The sequence below is a fragment of the Yimella sp. cx-51 genome, from assembly GCF_017654605.1.
Classification (GTDB): Bacteria; Actinomycetota; Actinomycetes; order Actinomycetales; family Dermatophilaceae; genus Yimella.
Genome location: NZ_CP072113.1, coordinates 624,255 through 642,339 on the forward strand (window position 1 = coordinate 624,255; position 18,085 = coordinate 642,339).

Sequence of the window (18,085 nt, forward strand, 5' to 3'; positions counted from 1 at the left end):
AACAGCGCCCTCCCCACTGGGAATGAGTGATTGATTGCAAGGAACGACGAAGCGGCCGCCCCGGTGGGGACGGCCGCTTCGGTGTTGCTCAGCGTGCTGAAATCAGCGGCGGGCGCGCAGCTCGTCGCGGATCTCGGCGAGCAGGTCGAGCTCGGTCGGGTCGGCAGCAATCTCGACGCCGGACTTACGACGCTCCTGCAGCTTCTTGGCCGGCAGGACGAAGACGAAGTAGACGACCGCAGCGGTGATCACGAAGACGATCAGCGCGTTGATGATGGTCGAGAAGTTGATGAAGGTGTTCTTCTGATCGCTGACGAGCCTGAAGCCGAGGCCCTCGGAGGTCTTGCCGCCGGCAGCGTTGACTACGGGGGTGATGATGGCGGAGACAAAGCTCTCGACGACCTTGGCGAACGCCGAGCCGATGACGACCGCGACGGCCAGCTCGAGCACGTTGCCCTGGAACAGGAATTCCTTGAAGCCCTTCACGGCTTTTTCCTTACTTTCGGGGATTTTTCCAACAAACGTCGGTCACAGTAGTGGAGCAAGTGAAAACCAGAAAACCTGAAACGCCTGCTGTCTCCGAGTTGTTGTGCTAGCGGTGTGGACGAATCACCGCCACCAGACCCGTTCCCAGGCTGCCGGCAGAGGCCACGGACGCGGCCAATTGGGCGGAATCACGGGCAGGAACGGCCACCATGACGGTGTTGTTGGACGTCCGATCAGGAGTGCTTGGTCTGACCACTGAGGTGTTCGACATCACCACGCGCACCGCGCGGCCCACGAGTCGGGCGCCGTCCGGAGAGTAGATGTCGACACGGTCACCGCTTTGCAGCAACGCCCCGAGTTCGGCGTCGAGCAGTGGAATTGCCATGACCTGTTCGTCGCCCGCCACACCGGACCACCCCGACTTCGGTAGCCGGGTGCTGGTCAGTGGTTCGCCCGCAGCGATGTCGCCGATCGTCCGGCGTCCGGTTGCTTCGGCGGTGGTGACGACGTGGGGGATACGTACGTCCTCGGGCCACTGGACGATGCGCAGATCGGCTGCGGTGATCGTGTGCCCCGGCGGAATGTTCCTGGACGCCACGACGACCGATTGGGTGGGCACCTTCGCCGGACGCAGCGCACCGGTCAGGCTCCAGACCGCGAGCAGTGCCAGGGCCGCTGCGATCGCTCGCCGCAGCCGCGTGCGCCGTAGCCGAGCGTTACGTCCTGGTCCGCGGAATGCGTGCAGGAAGCCCGGCGACGGCGAGGGCGTGCCCGAGGTCATGGCAGCTCGAACGGTAGGCGGAGTCCGTCGAGGGTGCGGCGACATGCGCAGCTGGCTGACTCGTCTGCTTCGTGCGCCGGCAAGGAGGTGATGACCTCGCGCACGAGGCGCTTGAGGTGCTCGATCTTGGTGCCGAAGACGGCCAGCACCTCCTCGTGGGTGACGCCGCTGTCACCCTCGACGCCGGCGTCGGAGTCGGTGACCAGGCAGAGACTGGTGAAGCACATGGCCAATTCGCGAGCGATTGCTGCTTCGGGCATGCCGGTCATGCCGACCACCGACCAGCCTGCGCTGCGATGCCACTGGGATTCGGCGCGACTGGAGAAGCGGGGTCCGTTGATCACCACGAGCGTGCCCGAGTCGACGACCGGTAGGTCGTCCTGACCGTGGCCGGCCGTGATGACGGCGTTGCGTCCGCGGGCGCAGTAAGGATCGGCAAAGCCGACGTGCACGACCGCGCCTGGTTCGTCGTAGACCGTGTGGGCGCGGCCCCGCGTGCGGTCGACCACTTGATCGGGCACGACCAACGTGCCCGGCACGAAGCTCGGATCGAGACCGCCCACGGCGCACGGGGCGAGCACCTGTCGCACCCCGACGGAGCGAAGTGCCCACAGGTTGGCGCGGTAGTTGACCTGGTGGGGCGGGAAGCGGTGATCACGGCCGTGGCGAGCCAGGAACGCCACCGAGCGTCCGGCGACCTCGCCGATGACGACGTCGTCGCTGGGAGCACCGAACGGGGTGTCGATCGACAGCGTTCGCGCGTCGTCGAGGAAGGAGTAGAAGCCGGAGCCGCCGATGACGCCGATCTCGGCACGAGGGGTGGAGTTCATGCGGCGAGGCTAGTCGCGGGTGCCACCGAGGACGACTGCACGAAGGCGCCTGTGCACCACCCAGCCGTTGGGCCGACCTGTGGAGAAGTCAGCCCGAAGGGCTCAGTCGGAGCTGGACGAGGACGACGTCGAGGACGATGCGCTCGATGACGCAGGCTTGTCGACCTTGGGTGCGGAGGAGCCGCTGCTCGAGCTGTCGGAACCGCTCTTGCTGGCCGAGTCGGACGACCCGGACGAGGCAGCGCTCGACTTCTCGCTGCTGGTGCCGCCCGTCGAGGACGACTTGTCGCGGCTGTCGGTGCGGTAGAAGCCGGAGCCCTTGAAGACGACGCCGACTGAGTTGAACACCTTGCGCAGCTGACCGCCGCACTCGGGGCAGTCGGTCAGGGCGTTGTCGCTGAACGCCTGGTGGATGTCGAACTGGTGGCCGCAGTTCTTGCAGGCATAGGAGTAGGTGGGCACGAGGTCAGATTCTAGGAGGTGTGCCGGTCATGACTTCGGTCGGCGCCATCCGGCGAGCCGGCCGTCGGCGCTGACCGCCCGGATACGGCGCACCGTCGCACCGCGCAGTGCGCTCGGGGTGACGATGAGCAGTTGGTCGCCGCGATGCAGCACGGAGCGGTCTCCGGGCACGAACGATCCCGAATCTCGTTTCACCAGAGTGACATTGGCGCCCTTGGGCAGGCGTAGCTCGTGCACCTCGACCCCGCTGAGTTGGGATTCATCACCGATCCGCACATGCAGCACCTCGGCGTTGAGCTCGTCCAAAGGCGTCGCTTCGAGTTCGACGTCGACCACGTGCGAGTGGTTCACCAGGCCGAGGCGGCGGGCCACCCAGGGCAGCGTGGGCGCCTGCACCAAGGTGAAGACGACGACGAGCACGAAGACCAGGTCGAAGATCCATTCGGTGCCGCGCGTGCCGAAGGTCAACGGCACGGTGGCCAGCACGACCGGCACGGCGCCACGGAGCCCGGCCCAGCTGAGGAACAACTTCTCGCGCACGGTGATCCCGAATCCGGGCATCGATCCGAAGACCGACAGTGGTCGCGCCACCAACAGCAGCACGAGGCCGACGACCATCGCCGGCCACAACTGGTCCGGCAGGCGGGAAGGCGCCGCCAGCATGCCGAGCAGGACGAAGAGACCGATCTGCGCCAGCCAGCCGAACGACTGCGCGAAGCCGCGCACCGCCTGCCGGTGCGGCAGGTGCAGGTTGCCCAGGACCAACGCGCACAGGTAGGTGGCCAGGAAGCCGCTGGTGTGCAGGATGTCGGCCACAGAGAAGGCCAGGACGCACGCCGCGAGCACGCCGATCGAGAACAAGCCGGACGACCCAGGGGCGGAGTTCTTCATCACCCATCCGAGCACGTAACCCAAGGAGAGGCCGATGACGGCGCCGACGGTGAGCTCGAACACGGCAGCGACCGCAATCGCTCCCCAGTTGGGTGCATCGCCGGCATTCGCGCCGGCGGCGGCGAGTGCGGTGACCAGCAGCACCACCGGTGCATCGTTGAAACCGGATTCGGCTTCGAGCACACCGTTGAGCCGGTCAGGCAGCGGCACCTTGCGCAGTACCGAGAAGACAGCCGCGGCATCGGTCGAAGAGACGATCGCGCCCAGCATCAGCGAGGTGGTCCAGTCCAGACCCAGCATGAAATGCACGGCCACACCGACGACACCCACCGAGATGAGGACTCCGACCGTCGACAGCAGCGCCGCCGGCACGACACTGTCCTTGATGCTCGACCATTCAGTGGTGAGTCCACCTTCGGCCAGGATCAGTACGAGTGCGGCGTAGCCGAGCACCTCGGTCATCAGCGGATCGCTGAACTGCAGGCCGAAGCCTGCGTCGCCGAGCACCGTGCCCATCGCGAGGTAGATCAGCAGGGTGGGCAGACCCGATCGGTTTGCGAAGCGCACGGCGGCGATCGCGACCAGCAGCACCGCACTGCCGATGAGCAGAGTGCGGGTGAGGTCGTTCAGGTCGTAGGCACCGGACTTGGGAACCAGCGCGACCAGGTCCGTCAGGGGCAACGCGGGCTCCTTCCGGCTCCGAATCGGTCAGGGCCGCTGCGGGTCGTCCGCCCCCCTGATGGTTACGGCGTGATTGTTCCAGTCGGTGGGGCGGGGGTGATCAAGGCGTCCGCAGTGAGAACGGCGTCCACCCGGCAGTCGTGCGGCTCGCGGGGCACGCTGTCGACGAGTTCGTGATCAAAGATCATCGCGATGACCGGCGCCCCGGGTCGTGCCCGCAGGAGCGCGCGGTCGTAACAGCCGCCGCCCTGCCCGAGCCGGTAGCCATCGTGATCGACCGACAGTCCAGGGATCAGCAGCACATCGGCCTGCGCGATGGCTTCGACACCCAGGTCGACCTTCGGACGGCCAGCTTCGTGCCATGACAGATCCAGGTCGGGGAGGGTGTCGGGCACCAGCACCCGCCAGCCCTGGTCGATGAGCCCCGCGATGAGCGCCTCGGTGGGCGGCTCCGTGGCCCACGACTCGTAGGCGGTGATCGTGCCGGGTTGGTGGGTGGCCAGGTGGCTGATCAGCGTGTTTGCGTAGCGCGCAGCCAGGGCGGGGCGTTCGGCGCGCCCGACATCGCGCAATTCCCGTCGACGCATACGTACCTGCTCGCGGACGGTTGCTTTGGCTTGGGCGACCGCCCAATTGGTCATGGTCACCAGTGTGCCGTCGGGTGGCTGGGCGCGCTCGCACCGGTAGCACCGCTGATGAGTGAGAGTTCTCCACTAACCTGACCGTCATGAGCGTCGCGTCCAACGAGCCCGTGTTGAAGGCTGTCATCCCGGCAGCCGGACTCGGCACCCGTTTCCTGCCTGCGTCCAAAGCCATCCCCAAGGAGATGCTGCCGGTGGTCGACAAGCCGGCCATCCAGTACGTCGTGGAAGAAGCAGCGCGCGCCGGTATCGACGACGTCCTGATGATCACCGGACGCAACAAGGCGGCCCTGGAGGACCACTTCGACCGCCACTGGGAACTCGAAGCCGCCCTCGAGCGCAAGCTGGACGACGAGAAGCTGCGTCGGGTGCGTAAGTCGGCCGACCTGGGCAATGTGCATTTCGTGCGTCAGGGAGAGCCGCTCGGTCTTGGCCACGCGGTGCTCTGCGCCAAGGCGCACGTGGGCAACGCGCCCTTCGCAGTGTTGCTCGGCGACGACCTCATCGACGAAACTGACTCGCTCCTGCAGGACATGATCGCCGCCCGCATGCGGCACGGTGGCTCGGTCGTGGCCCTCATGGAAGTGCCGCAGGACCAGATCCACCTGTACGGCTGCGCCGCGGTCGAGCCGATCGACGGCGAAACGGACGTGGTGCGGGTGACCTCGATGGTCGAGAAGCCGGCTGCCGCGGACGCGCCGTCCAACCTCGCCGTCATCGGACGTTACGTGCTCGACCCGTCGATCTTCGACGTGCTGGAGACCACCGCGCCCGGCCGCGGCGGCGAGATCCAGCTGACCGACGCACTGCTCACCCAGGCCACGAGCGACCAGCCCGGCGGTGGCGTGCTCGGCGTGATCTTCCGTGGCAACCGGTACGACACCGGTGATCGGCTCGACTACATGAAGGCCGTCGTCCGGCTCGCAGTGCGTCACGGCGAGATCGGATCCGACTTCCGCGAGTGGTTGCTCGAATGGGCCGGCTCCGACGAGTGCAACGGTCTGGAACAGCATCAGTTGACGCACTGATGACGATGCTGACCCCGCAGCAGTACGCCGACCGGCTCGCCGCCGCGATGCGGAGGCTGCCGACGCAGCAGGTACCGGTGCAGCGGGCGCGAGGGTTGGTGCTGGCGGCGCCGGTTCGGGCCCAACATCGCCTCCCCGGTTTCGACAACTCGGCGATGGACGGTTATGCCGTGCGGGCGCAGGACGTCACCGCCGCCGACGTCGTGTTGCCAGTGGCCGGTTGCATTCCGGCCGGCCGCACCGATCGGCTCCAGCTCGAACCGGGCACCGCCTGGCAGATCATGACCGGGGCGCCCATGCCCGACGGGGCCGATTCGATCGTCCAGGTCGAACTCACCGACGGTGGCACCGAGCAGGTGCGCTTCGACGCGGCGGCGGTGCCCGGCGCCTCCGTGCGCCGTGCCGGTGAGGACGTCGAGGCTGGTCAGGTGGTGTTGCAGGCCGACACCCGCATCGGCGCTCGACACATGGGAGCGCTGGTCGGCAGCGGCGCGACAAGCGTGGAAGTGACTCCGCGGCCGCGAGTGGCGGTGATCAGCACGGGCGACGAACTGCAAGCGCCCGGAATCCCGCTGCAGCACGGGCAGATCACCGACTCCAACGCCCCGATGCTGTCGGCACTGGTTGAGCAGGCTGGGTTCGAGGTGGCCTTCGTCGGGCACAGTGATGACACCGCTGAGGCCCTCCTGGCAGTCGTACAGGAAGCCGCGCCCCTCGCTGACGCGATCATCACCACCGGCGGAGTCAGCGCAGGCGAGTTCGAGCCGCTCAAAGCAGCCTTCGAGGGCGGCCGTGCCGTGACCTTCGAACGCATCGCGATGCAGCCCGGCAAGCCCCAGGGTTTCGGATTTGTCGACGAGACGACCCCGCTCTTCGCGCTGCCGGGTAACCCCGTGTCGGCCTTGGTGTCGTTCGTGATGTTCGTGGCTCCGGCCCTGCGGACGATGGCCGGACGTCCGACGAGCGCACGCTGGGGCACGGCGACCGCGGTCGAAGGGTGGCGCACCTCGCCGGGTCGCGCACAGATCGCCCGTGTCTGGATCGAGGCGGACGGGCCGTATCTCAACGCCAGGGTGAGCGGTGGTCCCGGATCACACCTGATGGGCGGTCTCGCGGCAGCCAATGGCTTGGCGTGGATCGACGCCGAGGTCGACGAAGTGCGGGCGGGCGACTCGCTGCGTGTCCTCTCCTTGGACGGTGAATTCGATTGACTGACAACGCATCCGGTCTGACTCACGTGCGCGACGACGGTTCGGCGCACATGGTCGACGTGAGCCAGAAGGCCGTGACCGCCCGGCAGGCGAGTGCTCGCGGAAGCGTCCTGCTCTCGACTGCGGCGATCGAAGCGCTGCGCTCGGGCGAGGTGCCCAAGGGCGACGCGCTCGCGGTCGCCCGCATCGCCGGTATCCAGGCGGCCAAGCGCACGCCCGAGCTGGTGCCGCTGGCGCACCCGGTGGCGATCCATGCTGTTTCTGTCGACCTGAGGGTGCTCGACGACCGCGTCGACATCGAGGCGACCGTGCGCACCGCCGACCGCACCGGCATCGAGATGGAGGCCCTGACGTCGGTCACCGTGGCTGCGCTGGCGCTGGTCGACATGGTCAAGGCGGTCGACAAGCACGCACGCATCACCGACGTGCGGGTCACGGCCAAATCCGGGGGGCGCTCCGGCGATTGGGTGGAGCCGGGTGCGTAGCGCCGTCGTCATCACCTGCTCGACCCGCGCAGCGTCCGGCGTCTACTCCGACCGGTCGGGGCCGATCCTGGTGGAGGCCCTGCGGGAATGGGGCTTCGCCACGGGCGACCCCGTGCTCGTCGCCGATGGTGATGCCGTGGGTCACGCTCTCCGTACCGCACTGCAGGCGGAGCCAGCGCTCATCCTCACCACCGGCGGCACGGGCCTCAACCCCACCGATTCCACGCCTGAGCAGACTGCGCCGCTGCTCGATCGGCAGATCCCCGGCATCCCCGAAGCGCTGCGTGCCCCGGGTGTTGCCGCAGGCATCCCGGGGGCGATGCTCTCGCGCGGGCTCGCCGGCGTCGCCGGCACGACGCTGGTGATCAACCTGCCCGGTTCGACCGGGGGAGTGCGCGACGCTCTGGACGTCCTGCGTCCCGTGCTCGACCACGCGATCGATCAGCTGCACGGCGGAGACCACCGGGCATGAGGGCTGCCCATGAGTGATCGCCCCTGGCCGGTCGCCCTCGAAGCCGAACACCGCGGACGACGGATCAAGCTGCGTCCGTTGCGGGTTCGCGCCGACCGGGCCGAATTCCTGACGCTTCGGCGCGACAACGCCGACTGGAACCGTCCGTGGGACTCCTCGTCACCGCATCCGGTCGGCGGCACGATCTCCTTCGCCCAACTCGTGCGCCAGCAGGATCACGAAGCCAAGGCCGGACGCATGTTCCCCTTCGCGCTGGAGGTGGACGGCCGCCTCGCCGGACAGGTGCATCTCTTCGGTATTGCGCGCGGCGCGCTGTTGTCGGCGGCGGCGGGCTATTGGATCGCGAAGCCGCTTGCCGGACAAGGCATCACGCCGTTCGCGCTGGCGATGGCCATGGACCACGCTCTCGGCCGGGAAGGCCTTCACCGGGTGGAGGTCAACATTCGTCCGGACAACGCTCGCAGCTTGCGCGTCGTGGCCAAATTGGGGATGCGGGACGAAGGCGTGCGCCGGGCTTACCTGCACATCGACGGCGCCTGGCATGACCACCGCACCTTCGCGCTCACTGTCGAAGACCTCCTCGGCGAGACCGTCGTCGATCGCCTGGAGCGACTGGGCTGAGCCTTGATCCGGCACAGCCGGCGATCACGCAGGCGCTGTCCAAGTGCCTTGGTGTGGCGTGGTGGAGTGGGTGGGTTGAGTTTCATCCGGCACGGCCGTGGGCCCGTCTGGTCACTCCTGGGATCATCGGTGAGCCCGTGTCCGACCGAGTTGGAGCATCTTCGCTGACACCGCGGAGCCCCGAACGCGAAAAGGCTTGCGGGAAAACGGTGTCGGTTGTCGCGACACGCGCCGGACCTCCCGGGAACCAGCCCCGACCGCAACTACCGTCGGGTTCGTGCCGACCACCAGCTTGTTGATTCTCCTCGTCGTCGCGATCTGGGCTGCCTACTTGCTTCAGCATTGGATCCGTCGCCGGGAGGCGATGGCGACCGCTCGCTCGGTCGACCGCTTCTCCGAGGCGATGCGCGTGCTCGCCAAGCGCGATCCGCTTCCGCAGGGCATTGCACCCATGGTTCGTGCACGAAGTGCGCAGCGTCAGCAGGCACCCGAGGTCAGCGTCAAGGCACCGCGCACGTCCTTGCGTGCCGGTCAGCACATCGTGGGAGACGACATGAGCAGCGACCACCTCGAGCACGAGACCACCCCGTCCTTCGTCGACCGCGTGCGCGGCGGCGCCGGCGGTGCGGTGGCGAAGGTGTCGAGCCTCAACGGACGTCAGGTGCGCGGCATCTCGCTCCTTGCAGCTCTCGGTTTCACCGTGCTGACCCTCCTGCTGGCGCCCTTCGGCGTCGTGTCGTGGTTGCTGCCGCTGGCCGGTCTGCTGATCACTGCCGGCGTCGTGGTGTGGCTGCGTAACAGTGCCATCGCCCAGCAGCGCGCTCGTGCGGCTGCTCGTCCGTCGCGCGCGCCGCGCCGCACCGTGCGCACCGAGACCGTTGCGGCTCCGGCGCAGGTCGCACCGGTCACCGAGGTGTTCGGCTTCGAGGAGCCCGCCGAGGTCACCGTTGCTTCCTCCACCACCGAAGTCGTCGAGACCGTCGAGGTCGCCGAGCCGGTCGAAGGCGGTTGGCAGCCCACCGCTGTTCCGCGTCCGACGTACGCCATGAAGGAACGCGCCCCGCAGACCGCGGTCGAGCCCGCTGCGACGGTCGCCGACCAGCCCGTCCCGGTGCAGGACCTCCCCTTCGACGGCCTCGCGCTGGACGAAGACCTCGAAGAACTGCCCGCGGTCTACCGCGCCGGCTGACCGATCAGAAGTCGAAGAAGGGTCCCGACTGGGGGCCCTTCTTCGCGTCATGCCGGTTGGGCCGCCGTGAGGAACGAGCGGCGCATCGAAACCCGCCGAATCGAACCAGCTAGGTTTGACGGCGATCAGCTCATCGCTCCGGCAACTCCGGCGGCGGAGTCGCCGGCCGCAGCGACGAGCGGGAGAACGTGACGGGATGCCGAATGCCGCGCGGATGCTCCGGGCCGAGATCGACGGTCGGCTCCAGCCCGAGATCTTCGGCCAAAGCGATGGCCGACCCGATGTCGCCCACCCGCCCGGCGGCCACGCCGGCCACCCGGAGTCGCTTGAGCCATACGTCGGCGTCCTGCTGCGTCAACGCTCCCTCGAGAGCTTCGATCAACTCCATGCGATGCGCGACGCGCTGTTCATTCGTGGCGAACCGCGGGTCGGTGCTCCACGACGAGTGCCCCAGAGCCGTTGCCAACCGGGCGAACTGGGCGTCGTTACCGCACGCGACCGCGATGTGTCCGTCGCGGCAGCGCAGCGTCTCGTATGGCGTGATCGACGGGTGCTGGTTGCCCATGCGTCCAGGGTTGATGCCCGTCGCGAGATAGGCGGACGCCTGGTTGGCGAGCGAGCCGAGCAAGCTGGTGAGCAGGGCAACTTCGACGCGTTGTCCGCGCCCGCTGCGGTCTCGTTCGTGCAGCGCCGCGAGGATGCCGATCACTGCGTCCTTGCCGGTGAGCACGTCGACGAGGGCGACCCCGACTTTGGTGGGCTCGCCGTCCGCGTCGCCGGTGATGCTCATCAAGCCGCCGACCGCCTGCACCAGGAAGTCGTAGCCGGGGAGGTCGGCCCCGGCGGCCGATCCGAAGCCAGTGATCGAGCAGTAGACCAGGCCCGGGTGGGCGGCCGAAAGGTCGTCGTGGCCCAGACCGAGGCGGTCCATCGTCCCGGCCTTGAAGTTCTCCACCACGACGTCTGCATCCAGCGCCAACTCACGTGCGCGCGCCACGTCGTCCGGATCCTTCAGATCAAGGGCGATGCTGCGCTTCGAGCGGTTGGCACACTCGAAGTAGGAGGACGAGTGCTTCGTCCAGGGCGGCCCCCAGTGTCGGGTGTCGTCGCCAATGCCCGGCCGTTCGACCTTCACCACGTCGGCGCCGAGGTCGGCCAGCGTCATCGTGGCAAGAGGGCCGGCCAGGACGCGGCTGAAATCGGCCACCTTGATGCCGGCCAGCGGAAAGTCGGTCGTCGAAGCATCGGTCGCCATGGCCTCACCCTACGAGCGTGGCGCGCCTCGCGATTGGTGGCGCGCATCGGCGCAGTGTTATCGTTTCCTTCGCTCTGGGGCTATGGCGCAGTTGGTAGCGCGTCTCGTTCGCAATGAGAAGGTCAGGGGTTCGAATCCCCTTAGCTCCACCAGACATTGAGGGATCAGCAGGCTTTCTGCTGGTCCCTCAACTTGGTTCTCGCACTTCTCGATACGAGCTGGCGCTGTCAGTTCGCCTCTGCAATACGGGATTTTCCTGGGGTGGAGTGATGAGCGAGGACAGAGAGAGTTTCGTACGTATCGATCGACTCGACACCAGCGAACGGTTCCTCCAGGAACGAAAGTTGATCGTCCCCAACACCGCACGCGACGATCTGATGAGCCCCAGCGAGTGGGAAGCCGGTCCGCGCGTGAAGGACGCCCTGCAGTTTCCCCAGGACTGGGGCCCGATGGCCAACAGCGGTGTCGACATCAAGCTCGACCAAGGTCTCTTCGATGCCGTCGAGAACTACGCGCCACCGGCATGCCCGGCTTGCAAAAAAGCGTTGGACGAGGTCGGCCATTGGGACCTTCTGGAATGGTGGGCGCACAACGGTGAGCCGGCAGTCGAGTGCCCGGAGTGCGGCACCCGTAATCGCCTCGGCGACTGGCTCGCTGACGACCCGAATGTGGTCGGCGCGCCTTCGGTGACCTTCAACAACTGGCCTCCGATCAAGGAAGAACTTGCCGCGGAGCTGTTGGCGCTGCTCGGTGGCCGGGCGCGCCAGGTGCGAGCGCATCTCTGACTTCCGCGGACGAGCTCAGGACGCCAGCAGCCATACTGCGCAGGCACTTTCGGGGCTCGATCGACCCACCCGGTGAGCGCAGAGCCATGAAGCGGTTCGGCTGCGGGCGTACCCCGGGCGCATTGATAGGCTCGCGCCGAACTTTCCGCATCCTTTCGCGCTAATCCAGGGAGCAGACACTAGTGGTGGACTTCAACGAGGCCTTCGGCCCGGGCGACGTCGACGGCGGCCTGATCAACGTCGTGGTCGAGATCAGCAAGGGCAGCACCCTGAAGGTCGAGTGGGACCGCGTGAACAAGGTCATGAAGCTCGACCGCGTCGAGCCCCAGGTCTTCACCAAGCCCACCAGCTACGGCTTCATCCCGCAGACGTTGGACGAGGACGGTGACGAGCTGGACGTGCTCGTGCTCACCGAGGAGCCGCTGCCGACCGGCCTGGTGATGGAAGGGCGCGTGATCGGCATCATGAAGTTCATTGACGACGGCGAGGTCGACGACAAGGTCGTGGTCGTGCCCTCGGACGACCGCAACACCGGCGACGGCATCACCACGATGGATGACGTCAACCCGCAGCTGATCAAGCAGATCGAGTTCCACTTCAACAACTACAAGGCGCTGAAGAAGCCTGGCTCGACCAGGGTCGACCACTGGGGCGACGCCGCGGAGGCCATCGAGGTCATCCACGAGTGCGCCGAGCGCTGGAACAACAAGTAGTCGATGACTGACTCGACGGGGCCGGCCACCCTGCTGCAGCGTGAGCCGGCCCATCGTGTTTCCCCGCGGGCGAAGACGATGTGGCGCACGATCGAGGCCATCACCGCGGTCATCGCGTTGGCGGCGGTCATCTTCGTCCACACCCGTGACTGGATCCCGTCGCCGTGGGACACCGTGCTGGTGGTTCTGGTCGTGGTCGAAGCCCTGATCACGATTCCGGTCGCGCCGTGGTGGCGTTACCGCGTGCATCTGTGGGAGGTCACCCAGGACGCCGTCTACACCCAGCGCGGTTGGCTGAACCAGGAGCGACGCGTCGCGCCGATCTCGCGCATCCAGACCGTCGACACCGGGCGCGGACCGATCGCGCAGGTCTTCGGCCTCTCCAGCGTCACGATCACCACGGCGTCCGCGAAGGGCGAGCTGAGGATCGATGGGCTCGACCGGCATGAAGCAGACAGTCTAGCCGAGGAGTTGACGCGGATCGCTGCTGCAGACGGCGGGGACGGCACCTGAGCATGGAGCACCTGGAGAGCGACTGGCGCCGCCTCGACCGGCGGATGTTGTTGATCCATCCGTTCCGCGAGGTGGGCACTTTCCTGCCGGCATTGCTGGGTGCCGCGTTCGCCGGCCGAAACTTCGCCGGAGGTCTGCACCAGGTGCTGTGGCCGGTGGCCGTGCTGGTCTTCGTGATCGCCGTCGCCGTGTTCAAGTGGTTCACCACCACCTATCGGTTCACCTCGCAGCAGGTGCAGTTGCGCACCGGCTTGCTTCAGCGCAACACCTTCGTCGCGTCCACCGACAAGGTGCGCACCGTCGACGTGACCGCGTCGTTGCTGCACCGGTTGCTCGGACTCGCAGCAGTGGAGATCGGTACCGGCGCCGGCGACAAGCCCGTGCACCTGGACGGTCTGCCCCAGCGAGAAGCAGACGTCCTGCGCGCAGAACTCTTGCAGCGCAAGGCAACTCAAGCCTCTGCGGCAGTCGACGAGGCCGGGTCGGCGTCGGAGCATCAGCGAGCCGACGCCGTCGATGGGGAAGAGCCGGCAGTATCCGATTGGGTGGCTCAGACGGAGCCGGACGAGGTGCTCTACCGGCTCCAGCCGAAGTGGCTGCTCTACGCGCCGCTGGGCATCACCGGATTTGCCAGCGCCAGCGTGATCTTCGGATTCTCCTTCCAGCTGATGGATCAGTTCGGTGTCTTCGACGCGGACACCAAGGTGCCCGGCGCGTTCTCATGGCTGCAGGACGCCGGCATCGTGGCGATCATCCTCATCATCGCCACCGGCATGTTCGTCACGGTGTGTGTCCTGGCGATCCTCGGATCGGCGGTCAGCAACTTCGGGTTCTCGCTCAGTCGCGATCACCACGGCCGCACGCTGCACCTGAGTCGGGGCCTGCTGACCACCCGGTCGACCTCGCTGGAGATCCGTCGACTGCGCGGCGTGGAAGTTCGTCGCCCCATTCCGCTGCGCTGGTTCGGAGGCGCCCGACTCGTAGCCGTGATGACCGGGCTGGCGCGGCACGACAGTGAGCCAGGCATCGCATCTCTGCTCGCACCCGCTTCGCCAGCGTCCGTCATCCGCGAGCTGGGTGATGAGATCGTCGGCAACCCAGCCCTGCACCAACCACTTGACTCCCACGGACGAGCCGCCACAAGGCGCCGGTACGTGCGCGCGGTCGGGCCGGGCGTCGTCCTTGGGGCCGGTGCGGTGGTCGGCGGGGTCGTAGCGAACCGGACGATCCTCGGTGTCGTCGTCGCGGCGCTGCTCGTGGTCGCTGGAGCACTGCTCGGACGCTCGCGGGCCCACCACCTCGGACACGCGCTCACCGACACCGATCTGGTCACCCAGAGCGGATCTCTGGCATTGAGCACGGTGGTGCTCGAGCGCGACGCGACCGTCGCGGTCAGCGTCCGGCGATCCTTCTTCCAGCGACGCGCCGGCCTGGCCACGGTCGAGGTCGCGACGGCGGCGGGGAGGCAGGGCTATCGGGTGTTCGACATTCCCGAAACGCAGGCGTTCGAACTCGCCGGCGACCTACTGCCTCGCTGAGGTCGACCACTCACGACCAGCTGGGCAGCCACATTCGGGCGTCCCACTGGCCGTACGGAATCACTTGAGCTGTGTAGATCGGCCAGAAGAAGGCGAACATCGCCACGCAGGCCACCACGATCGCTCCCACCGCCATGAGGCCGTATTTACGCCGTTGTCGCGATGCCTCGGGGCCGCCGAGCATGAGGCCCAGCACGAAGACCACCGCGAGCACGACGAAGGGCGCGAACGCGACTGAGTAGAAGGTGAAGATCGTGCGCTCCTGGTAGGAGAACCACGGCAGCCAGCCGGCGAAGATGCCGGCGAGGATCGCCGGTGCTCGCCAGTCGCGGCGCAGCAACCAGTGGAAGACCAGAATCACGATCGCGATGGTGCCGATCCACCAGATGAGCGGGGTGCCGATCGGATTGATCACCTTGGCGCACTTGGCGACCGTGCAGCCGTCGATGCCCTTGGTGGGGTATTCGGCGAAGAAGAGCGTGGGACGCGATTGCACCATCCACGACCACGGATTCGATTCCCAGTTGTGCGGGCTGACGATTCCGGCCGCGGAGTTGTACATCTCCACGTGGTAATGCCACAGCGAACGCAACGCGTCCGGCATCCAGCCGAAGAGCGAGCTGTCGGGGGAGAGCCCCGAATCCTTGTCAGCCGGGTTGGTCGCCGCCCAGTTGCGGCCCCACGCGTCCTTGGACGCGAACCAGCCCCACCAACTCGTCACGTAGGTGACCAGGGTGAGCGTCACCATGATCGCCATCGCCGGCAGTGCGTCCTTGATGACGGTCGCGCTCACCCAGCGTTTGACGCCGACGGCGCGGCGCGCGCCGAGGTCCCACCAGACCGAGAGCAGTCCGAAGAAGACGAGATAGAAACCGCCCGACCACTTCACCGCCATGTCGAGCCCGATGCACAGGCCCGCCACCCAGCGCCACGGGCGCAACCCGAGGAACGGCCCGGCGAGTGCGTTCTCGTCCCAGGTGCCGGCGACCTTCATCCGGGCCACCTTGTCGGCCAGGATTCCGCGGGTACGTTCGCGATCAGCAAGCAGCGCGACGAATGCCGCCAACGCGAAGAACATCACCATGACGTCGAGGATCCCGGTGCGCGACATCACAAATTCCTGGCCTTCGACGGCCAGCAGGATCGAGGCGATGATCGCCAGCAGCGGCGAGCGGAACAGGTGCCACGCGGCACGTCCGACCAGGTAGATCGCGAGGGTGCCGACCAGCGCGACGGCGAAGCGCCACCCGAAGCTGGAGTCGATGCCGAAGAGCCATTCCCCGCCACCGATCATCCACTTGCCCAAGGGTGGGTGGACGATGAAATCGGCCTCGGTGCCGTAGACCCCCTGCTGCCACTGACCCATGGTGAAGAGCGAGTCGGCGGCCTTGCCGTCGGAGACCACCTTGGTGGGCTTCATCTCGTAGCCGTACTGCATCATCGACCAGCCCTGCTTGACGTAGTACGTCTCGTCGAAGACCAGCTGGTGCGGACGGCCCAGATCCCAGAACCGCAGGAAACCGCCGATGACGGTGACGATCGCGGGGCCGACCCAGGCCCACAACTTCTCCTGGGCGGTGCGGGGACGGCCGAGGAGGCGTCGGCGCAGAACCTCGCGCTCGGCAGTCAGGGAAGGCACGTGCCGAGGGTATAACTACGCTGGCGCCCATGGCTGAGGGCGTGCTGGTGCTTGCTGCAACACCGATCGGTGATCCGCGGGACGCTGCGCCCCGGCTGGCGCAGGAGTTGCGCGCCGCCGACGTCATCGCTGCTGAAGACACCCGCCGGCTGCGGCGCCTCATGGATGCGCTTGAGGTCACCACCTCGGCGAGGATCATCAGCTATCACGAGCACAACGAGGCCGCACGGTCGGCAGACCTGGTCGCCACGGTCGCCCGCGGCGGACGCGTGGTGGTGGTCACGGACGCCGGGATGCCCTCGGTCTCCGATCCCGGTTACCGCGTGGTGGCCGACGCCGTGACCGCCGATCTGCGGATCACCTGCGTCCCGGGGCCATCGGCGGTGTTGATGGCGCTGGCTGTCTCGGGGCTGCCGGTCGACCGGTTCTGTTTCGAGGGCTTCCTGTCGCGCAAGGCCGGCGAGCGCGGCCGGCAGGTGGCCGCGTTGGCGGATGAGAAGCGGACGATGGTCTTCTTCGAAGCACCGCACCGGCTCGCCGAGATGCTGCAGGCACTGGCCGACGGGTTCGGCGCCGACCGGCGCGCGGCGGTCTGCCGTGAACTCACCAAGACCTACGAAGAGGTCAAGCGCGGCGGCCTGGCCGAACTCGCGCAATGGGCGCTCGAGCACGCACGCGGCGAGATCACCGTCGTGGTGGCCGGTGCCCCCGCCGTGGCGGCAACGGTGGAGGAAGCCACTCCGCGGGTGCTCGAACTCCTCGAATCGGGCGTCCGGTTGAAGGACGCCGCAGCCCAGATCGCGGGCGAGACGGGGTTGTCGAAGAAGGCTCTCTACGACGCCGCACTCGCGGCGCGCTGAGCGCTCAACACGCGCTCAACACCAAGGGTCGTAGGGGAGGCGCAGGGTGGCTGCCGACGGGTCGTCGATCTCGTAACACACCCAGATCGTGCGGCCCTGCCACTCGAAGGCGGCCTTGTTGACGGTGCCGGTGGCGGTGCGCTGTGCTCCGTCCGCGGAGTACTTGACAGTTAGTTTCAGGGAGTCGCCGTCCGGCTGACTGGCGGTGACGGAGCCGGCGGTCATCAGGCGCGGGGTCGGTGTTCTGCCCTGCCACCACCAGGAAGCTCCGGCGGCCAGCAGCAACACCAACCCGGCGATCAGCAGAAACCGGGGATTGACCTTATGCAACAGCTTCGGCGTCCCTTCGCCTGCGCGCGAAGCGTCGGGCGCGCCGCACCAACTTCCACATCAGCCAGGCCAGGACGGCCAGCGCGACGATCACCAGCACCGGCAGGAAGACGGCGATGAGGGAAAGGCCGACGGAGCCGACGTCCTCGGCCGTCGACACCAGCGGTGCTCCAAAACCGAGGGACGCGGTGTTGATCACCGGGCGGGCGCTCGCCTTGGCGGTGTGCACCAGAGCGGCGATGAGTCCGCCGCCGATCGCCGAGATCCACGGGTTGTCGACCATGAAGGACGACTGGTCGAGCGTGCCGGCCGAGCTCGTCGCTGCAGCGACAACGCCACCGATGGTCGGGCGCACTGCTGTGCCGATGATGTCGTTGAGGCTGTCGATCGCCGGAATCTTGTCGAGCACAACCTCGGTGAGTAGCAACACGCTGGCACCACCGATCGACCACCACGACTCGATCCACGAGAAGTCGCCGGGGAGCGTGATGACATCGCTGAACTTCGCGACGAGTGCGACGAGCAGAAACGGCACGTACGCGTTCAGTCCGGCTGCGGCCGACAAGCCGGCCCCGGTCAAGGCTGCGAACATCCGCACTCCCAGATTTCAGGCGACCACCCAGATCGTGGTCGATTTCCGATGCAGTCAACGTACTGGCATCGCCGACTCATTC

Annotated in this window: 21 protein-coding genes and 1 tRNA gene; 12 read left to right on the top strand and 10 right to left on the bottom strand. The window is 67.3% G+C overall.

Annotated elements, in window-relative coordinates; genetic code table 11:
• Window positions 1-102 precede the first annotated feature (102 nt).
• From mscL to J5M86_RS03010, 6 genes are all read right to left on the bottom strand, one after another.
• Window positions 103-486 (bottom strand): large conductance mechanosensitive channel protein MscL, encoded by a 384-nt coding sequence (gene mscL, locus J5M86_RS02985; protein WP_188059585.1) that lies wholly within the window; start codon window positions 484-486, stop codon window positions 103-105.
• A gap of 106 nt (window positions 487-592) precedes the next feature.
• Window positions 593-1,267, bottom strand: a complete 675-nt coding sequence (locus J5M86_RS02990) for a Flp pilus assembly protein CpaB (RefSeq protein WP_188059584.1) — start codon at window positions 1,265-1,267, stop codon at window positions 593-595.
• On the bottom strand, window positions 1,264-2,097 hold the full coding sequence (locus tag J5M86_RS02995) for an S-methyl-5'-thioadenosine phosphorylase (protein ID WP_188059583.1): 834 nt from the start codon (window positions 2,095-2,097) through the stop codon (window positions 1,264-1,266). Before J5M86_RS02995 ends, J5M86_RS02990 begins: the two co-directional genes overlap by 4 nt.
• A 102-nt stretch (window positions 2,098-2,199) precedes the next feature.
• Window positions 2,200-2,559, bottom strand: a complete 360-nt coding sequence (locus J5M86_RS03000; RefSeq protein WP_188059582.1) for an FmdB family zinc ribbon protein — start codon at window positions 2,557-2,559, stop codon at window positions 2,200-2,202.
• Between the two features lie 27 nt (window positions 2,560-2,586).
• Window positions 2,587-4,131, bottom strand: coding sequence for a potassium/proton antiporter (locus J5M86_RS03005; protein WP_244328454.1), 1,545 nt, complete (start codon window positions 4,129-4,131; stop codon window positions 2,587-2,589).
• A 62-nt stretch (window positions 4,132-4,193) separates the two neighbouring features.
• Window positions 4,194-4,772 carry a 5-formyltetrahydrofolate cyclo-ligase gene (locus J5M86_RS03010; RefSeq protein WP_188059581.1) on the bottom strand — a complete coding sequence of 193 codons (579 nt, stop codon included), beginning with the start codon at window positions 4,770-4,772 and terminating at the stop codon, window positions 4,194-4,196.
• An 86-nt stretch (window positions 4,773-4,858) separates the two neighbouring features.
• Here J5M86_RS03010 and galU point away from each other — a divergent pair, with 86 nt between their 5' ends.
• The 6 genes from galU to J5M86_RS03040 all read left to right on the top strand — a co-directional run bounded on the left by galU (window position 4,859) and on the right by J5M86_RS03040 (window position 9,778).
• Complete coding sequence (gene galU, locus J5M86_RS03015; protein ID WP_188059580.1) at window positions 4,859-5,800, top strand: UTP--glucose-1-phosphate uridylyltransferase GalU; 942 nt, start codon at window positions 4,859-4,861, stop codon at window positions 5,798-5,800.
• A complete protein-coding gene (gene glp / locus J5M86_RS03020; RefSeq protein WP_188059579.1) occupies window positions 5,800-7,011 on the top strand; it encodes a gephyrin-like molybdotransferase Glp in 1,212 nt (403 codons plus the stop codon). Before galU ends, glp begins: the two co-directional genes overlap by 1 nt.
• Before the next feature lie 50 nt (window positions 7,012-7,061).
• Entirely contained in the window at window positions 7,062-7,496 is a 435-nt protein-coding gene (gene moaC / locus J5M86_RS03025) for a cyclic pyranopterin monophosphate synthase MoaC (protein ID WP_244328545.1), read from the top strand.
• A complete protein-coding gene (locus J5M86_RS03030) occupies window positions 7,489-7,968 on the top strand; it encodes a molybdenum cofactor biosynthesis protein B (RefSeq protein ID WP_244328455.1) in 480 nt (159 codons plus the stop codon). The genes moaC and J5M86_RS03030 overlap by 8 nt, the downstream gene beginning before the upstream one ends.
• Before the next feature lie 9 nt (window positions 7,969-7,977).
• Window positions 7,978-8,589, top strand: coding sequence for a GNAT family N-acetyltransferase (locus J5M86_RS03035; protein WP_188059577.1), 612 nt, complete (start codon window positions 7,978-7,980; stop codon window positions 8,587-8,589).
• A 277-nt stretch (window positions 8,590-8,866) separates the two neighbouring features.
• Window positions 8,867-9,778: a hypothetical protein gene (locus tag J5M86_RS03040; protein WP_188059576.1), complete on the top strand. Its 912-nt coding sequence runs from the start codon at window positions 8,867-8,869 to the stop codon at window positions 9,776-9,778.
• Between the two features lie 130 nt (window positions 9,779-9,908).
• Here the strand turns inward: J5M86_RS03040 and J5M86_RS03045 are convergent, their stop codons facing one another.
• On the bottom strand, window positions 9,909-11,033 hold the full coding sequence (locus J5M86_RS03045; RefSeq protein WP_188059575.1) for a CaiB/BaiF CoA-transferase family protein: 1,125 nt from the start codon (window positions 11,031-11,033) through the stop codon (window positions 9,909-9,911).
• Between the two features lie 76 nt (window positions 11,034-11,109).
• Here J5M86_RS03045 and J5M86_RS03050 point away from each other — a divergent pair.
• The 5 genes from J5M86_RS03050 (at window position 11,110) to J5M86_RS03070 (ending at window position 14,582) form a co-directional block, all read left to right on the top strand.
• Window positions 11,110-11,185: transfer RNA gene (locus J5M86_RS03050), tRNA-Ala, on the top strand.
• Window positions 11,186-11,302: 117 nt separating this feature from the next.
• The gene (locus J5M86_RS03055) at window positions 11,303-11,818 is read left to right on the top strand and encodes a hypothetical protein (RefSeq protein WP_188059574.1); all 516 of its coding nucleotides are present in this window, start codon (window positions 11,303-11,305) and stop codon (window positions 11,816-11,818) included.
• Between the two features lie 185 nt (window positions 11,819-12,003).
• Window positions 12,004-12,531, top strand: coding sequence for an inorganic diphosphatase (locus J5M86_RS03060; RefSeq protein ID WP_208965090.1), 528 nt, complete (start codon window positions 12,004-12,006; stop codon window positions 12,529-12,531).
• Window positions 12,532-12,534: 3 nt separating this feature from the next.
• Window positions 12,535-13,044, top strand: coding sequence for a PH domain-containing protein (locus tag J5M86_RS03065; protein ID WP_188059572.1), 510 nt, complete (start codon window positions 12,535-12,537; stop codon window positions 13,042-13,044).
• Between the two features lie 2 nt (window positions 13,045-13,046).
• Window positions 13,047-14,582 carry a PH domain-containing protein gene (locus tag J5M86_RS03070; protein WP_188059571.1) on the top strand — a complete coding sequence of 512 codons (1,536 nt, stop codon included), beginning with the start codon at window positions 13,047-13,049 and terminating at the stop codon, window positions 14,580-14,582.
• Window positions 14,583-14,592: 10 nt separating this feature from the next.
• Here J5M86_RS03070 and J5M86_RS03075 read toward each other — a convergent pair whose 3' ends face one another.
• Window positions 14,593-16,221, bottom strand: coding sequence for a dolichyl-phosphate-mannose--protein mannosyltransferase (locus tag J5M86_RS03075; protein ID WP_244328456.1), 1,629 nt, complete (start codon window positions 16,219-16,221; stop codon window positions 14,593-14,595).
• 29 nt (window positions 16,222-16,250) lie between these two features.
• Between J5M86_RS03075 and rsmI the strand changes: the two genes are divergently transcribed.
• Window positions 16,251-17,081, top strand: coding sequence for a 16S rRNA (cytidine(1402)-2'-O)-methyltransferase (rsmI, locus tag J5M86_RS03080; protein WP_188059570.1), 831 nt, complete (start codon window positions 16,251-16,253; stop codon window positions 17,079-17,081).
• Between the two features lie 15 nt (window positions 17,082-17,096).
• Here rsmI and J5M86_RS03085 read toward each other — a convergent pair whose 3' ends face one another.
• Complete coding sequence (locus J5M86_RS03085) at window positions 17,097-17,411, bottom strand: hypothetical protein (RefSeq protein WP_188059569.1); 315 nt, start codon at window positions 17,409-17,411, stop codon at window positions 17,097-17,099.
• A complete protein-coding gene (locus tag J5M86_RS03090; RefSeq protein ID WP_188059568.1) occupies window positions 17,404-18,003 on the bottom strand; it encodes a DUF4126 domain-containing protein in 600 nt (199 codons plus the stop codon). The genes J5M86_RS03085 and J5M86_RS03090 overlap by 8 nt, the downstream gene beginning before the upstream one ends.
• Window positions 18,004-18,085: the final 82 nt, after the last annotated feature.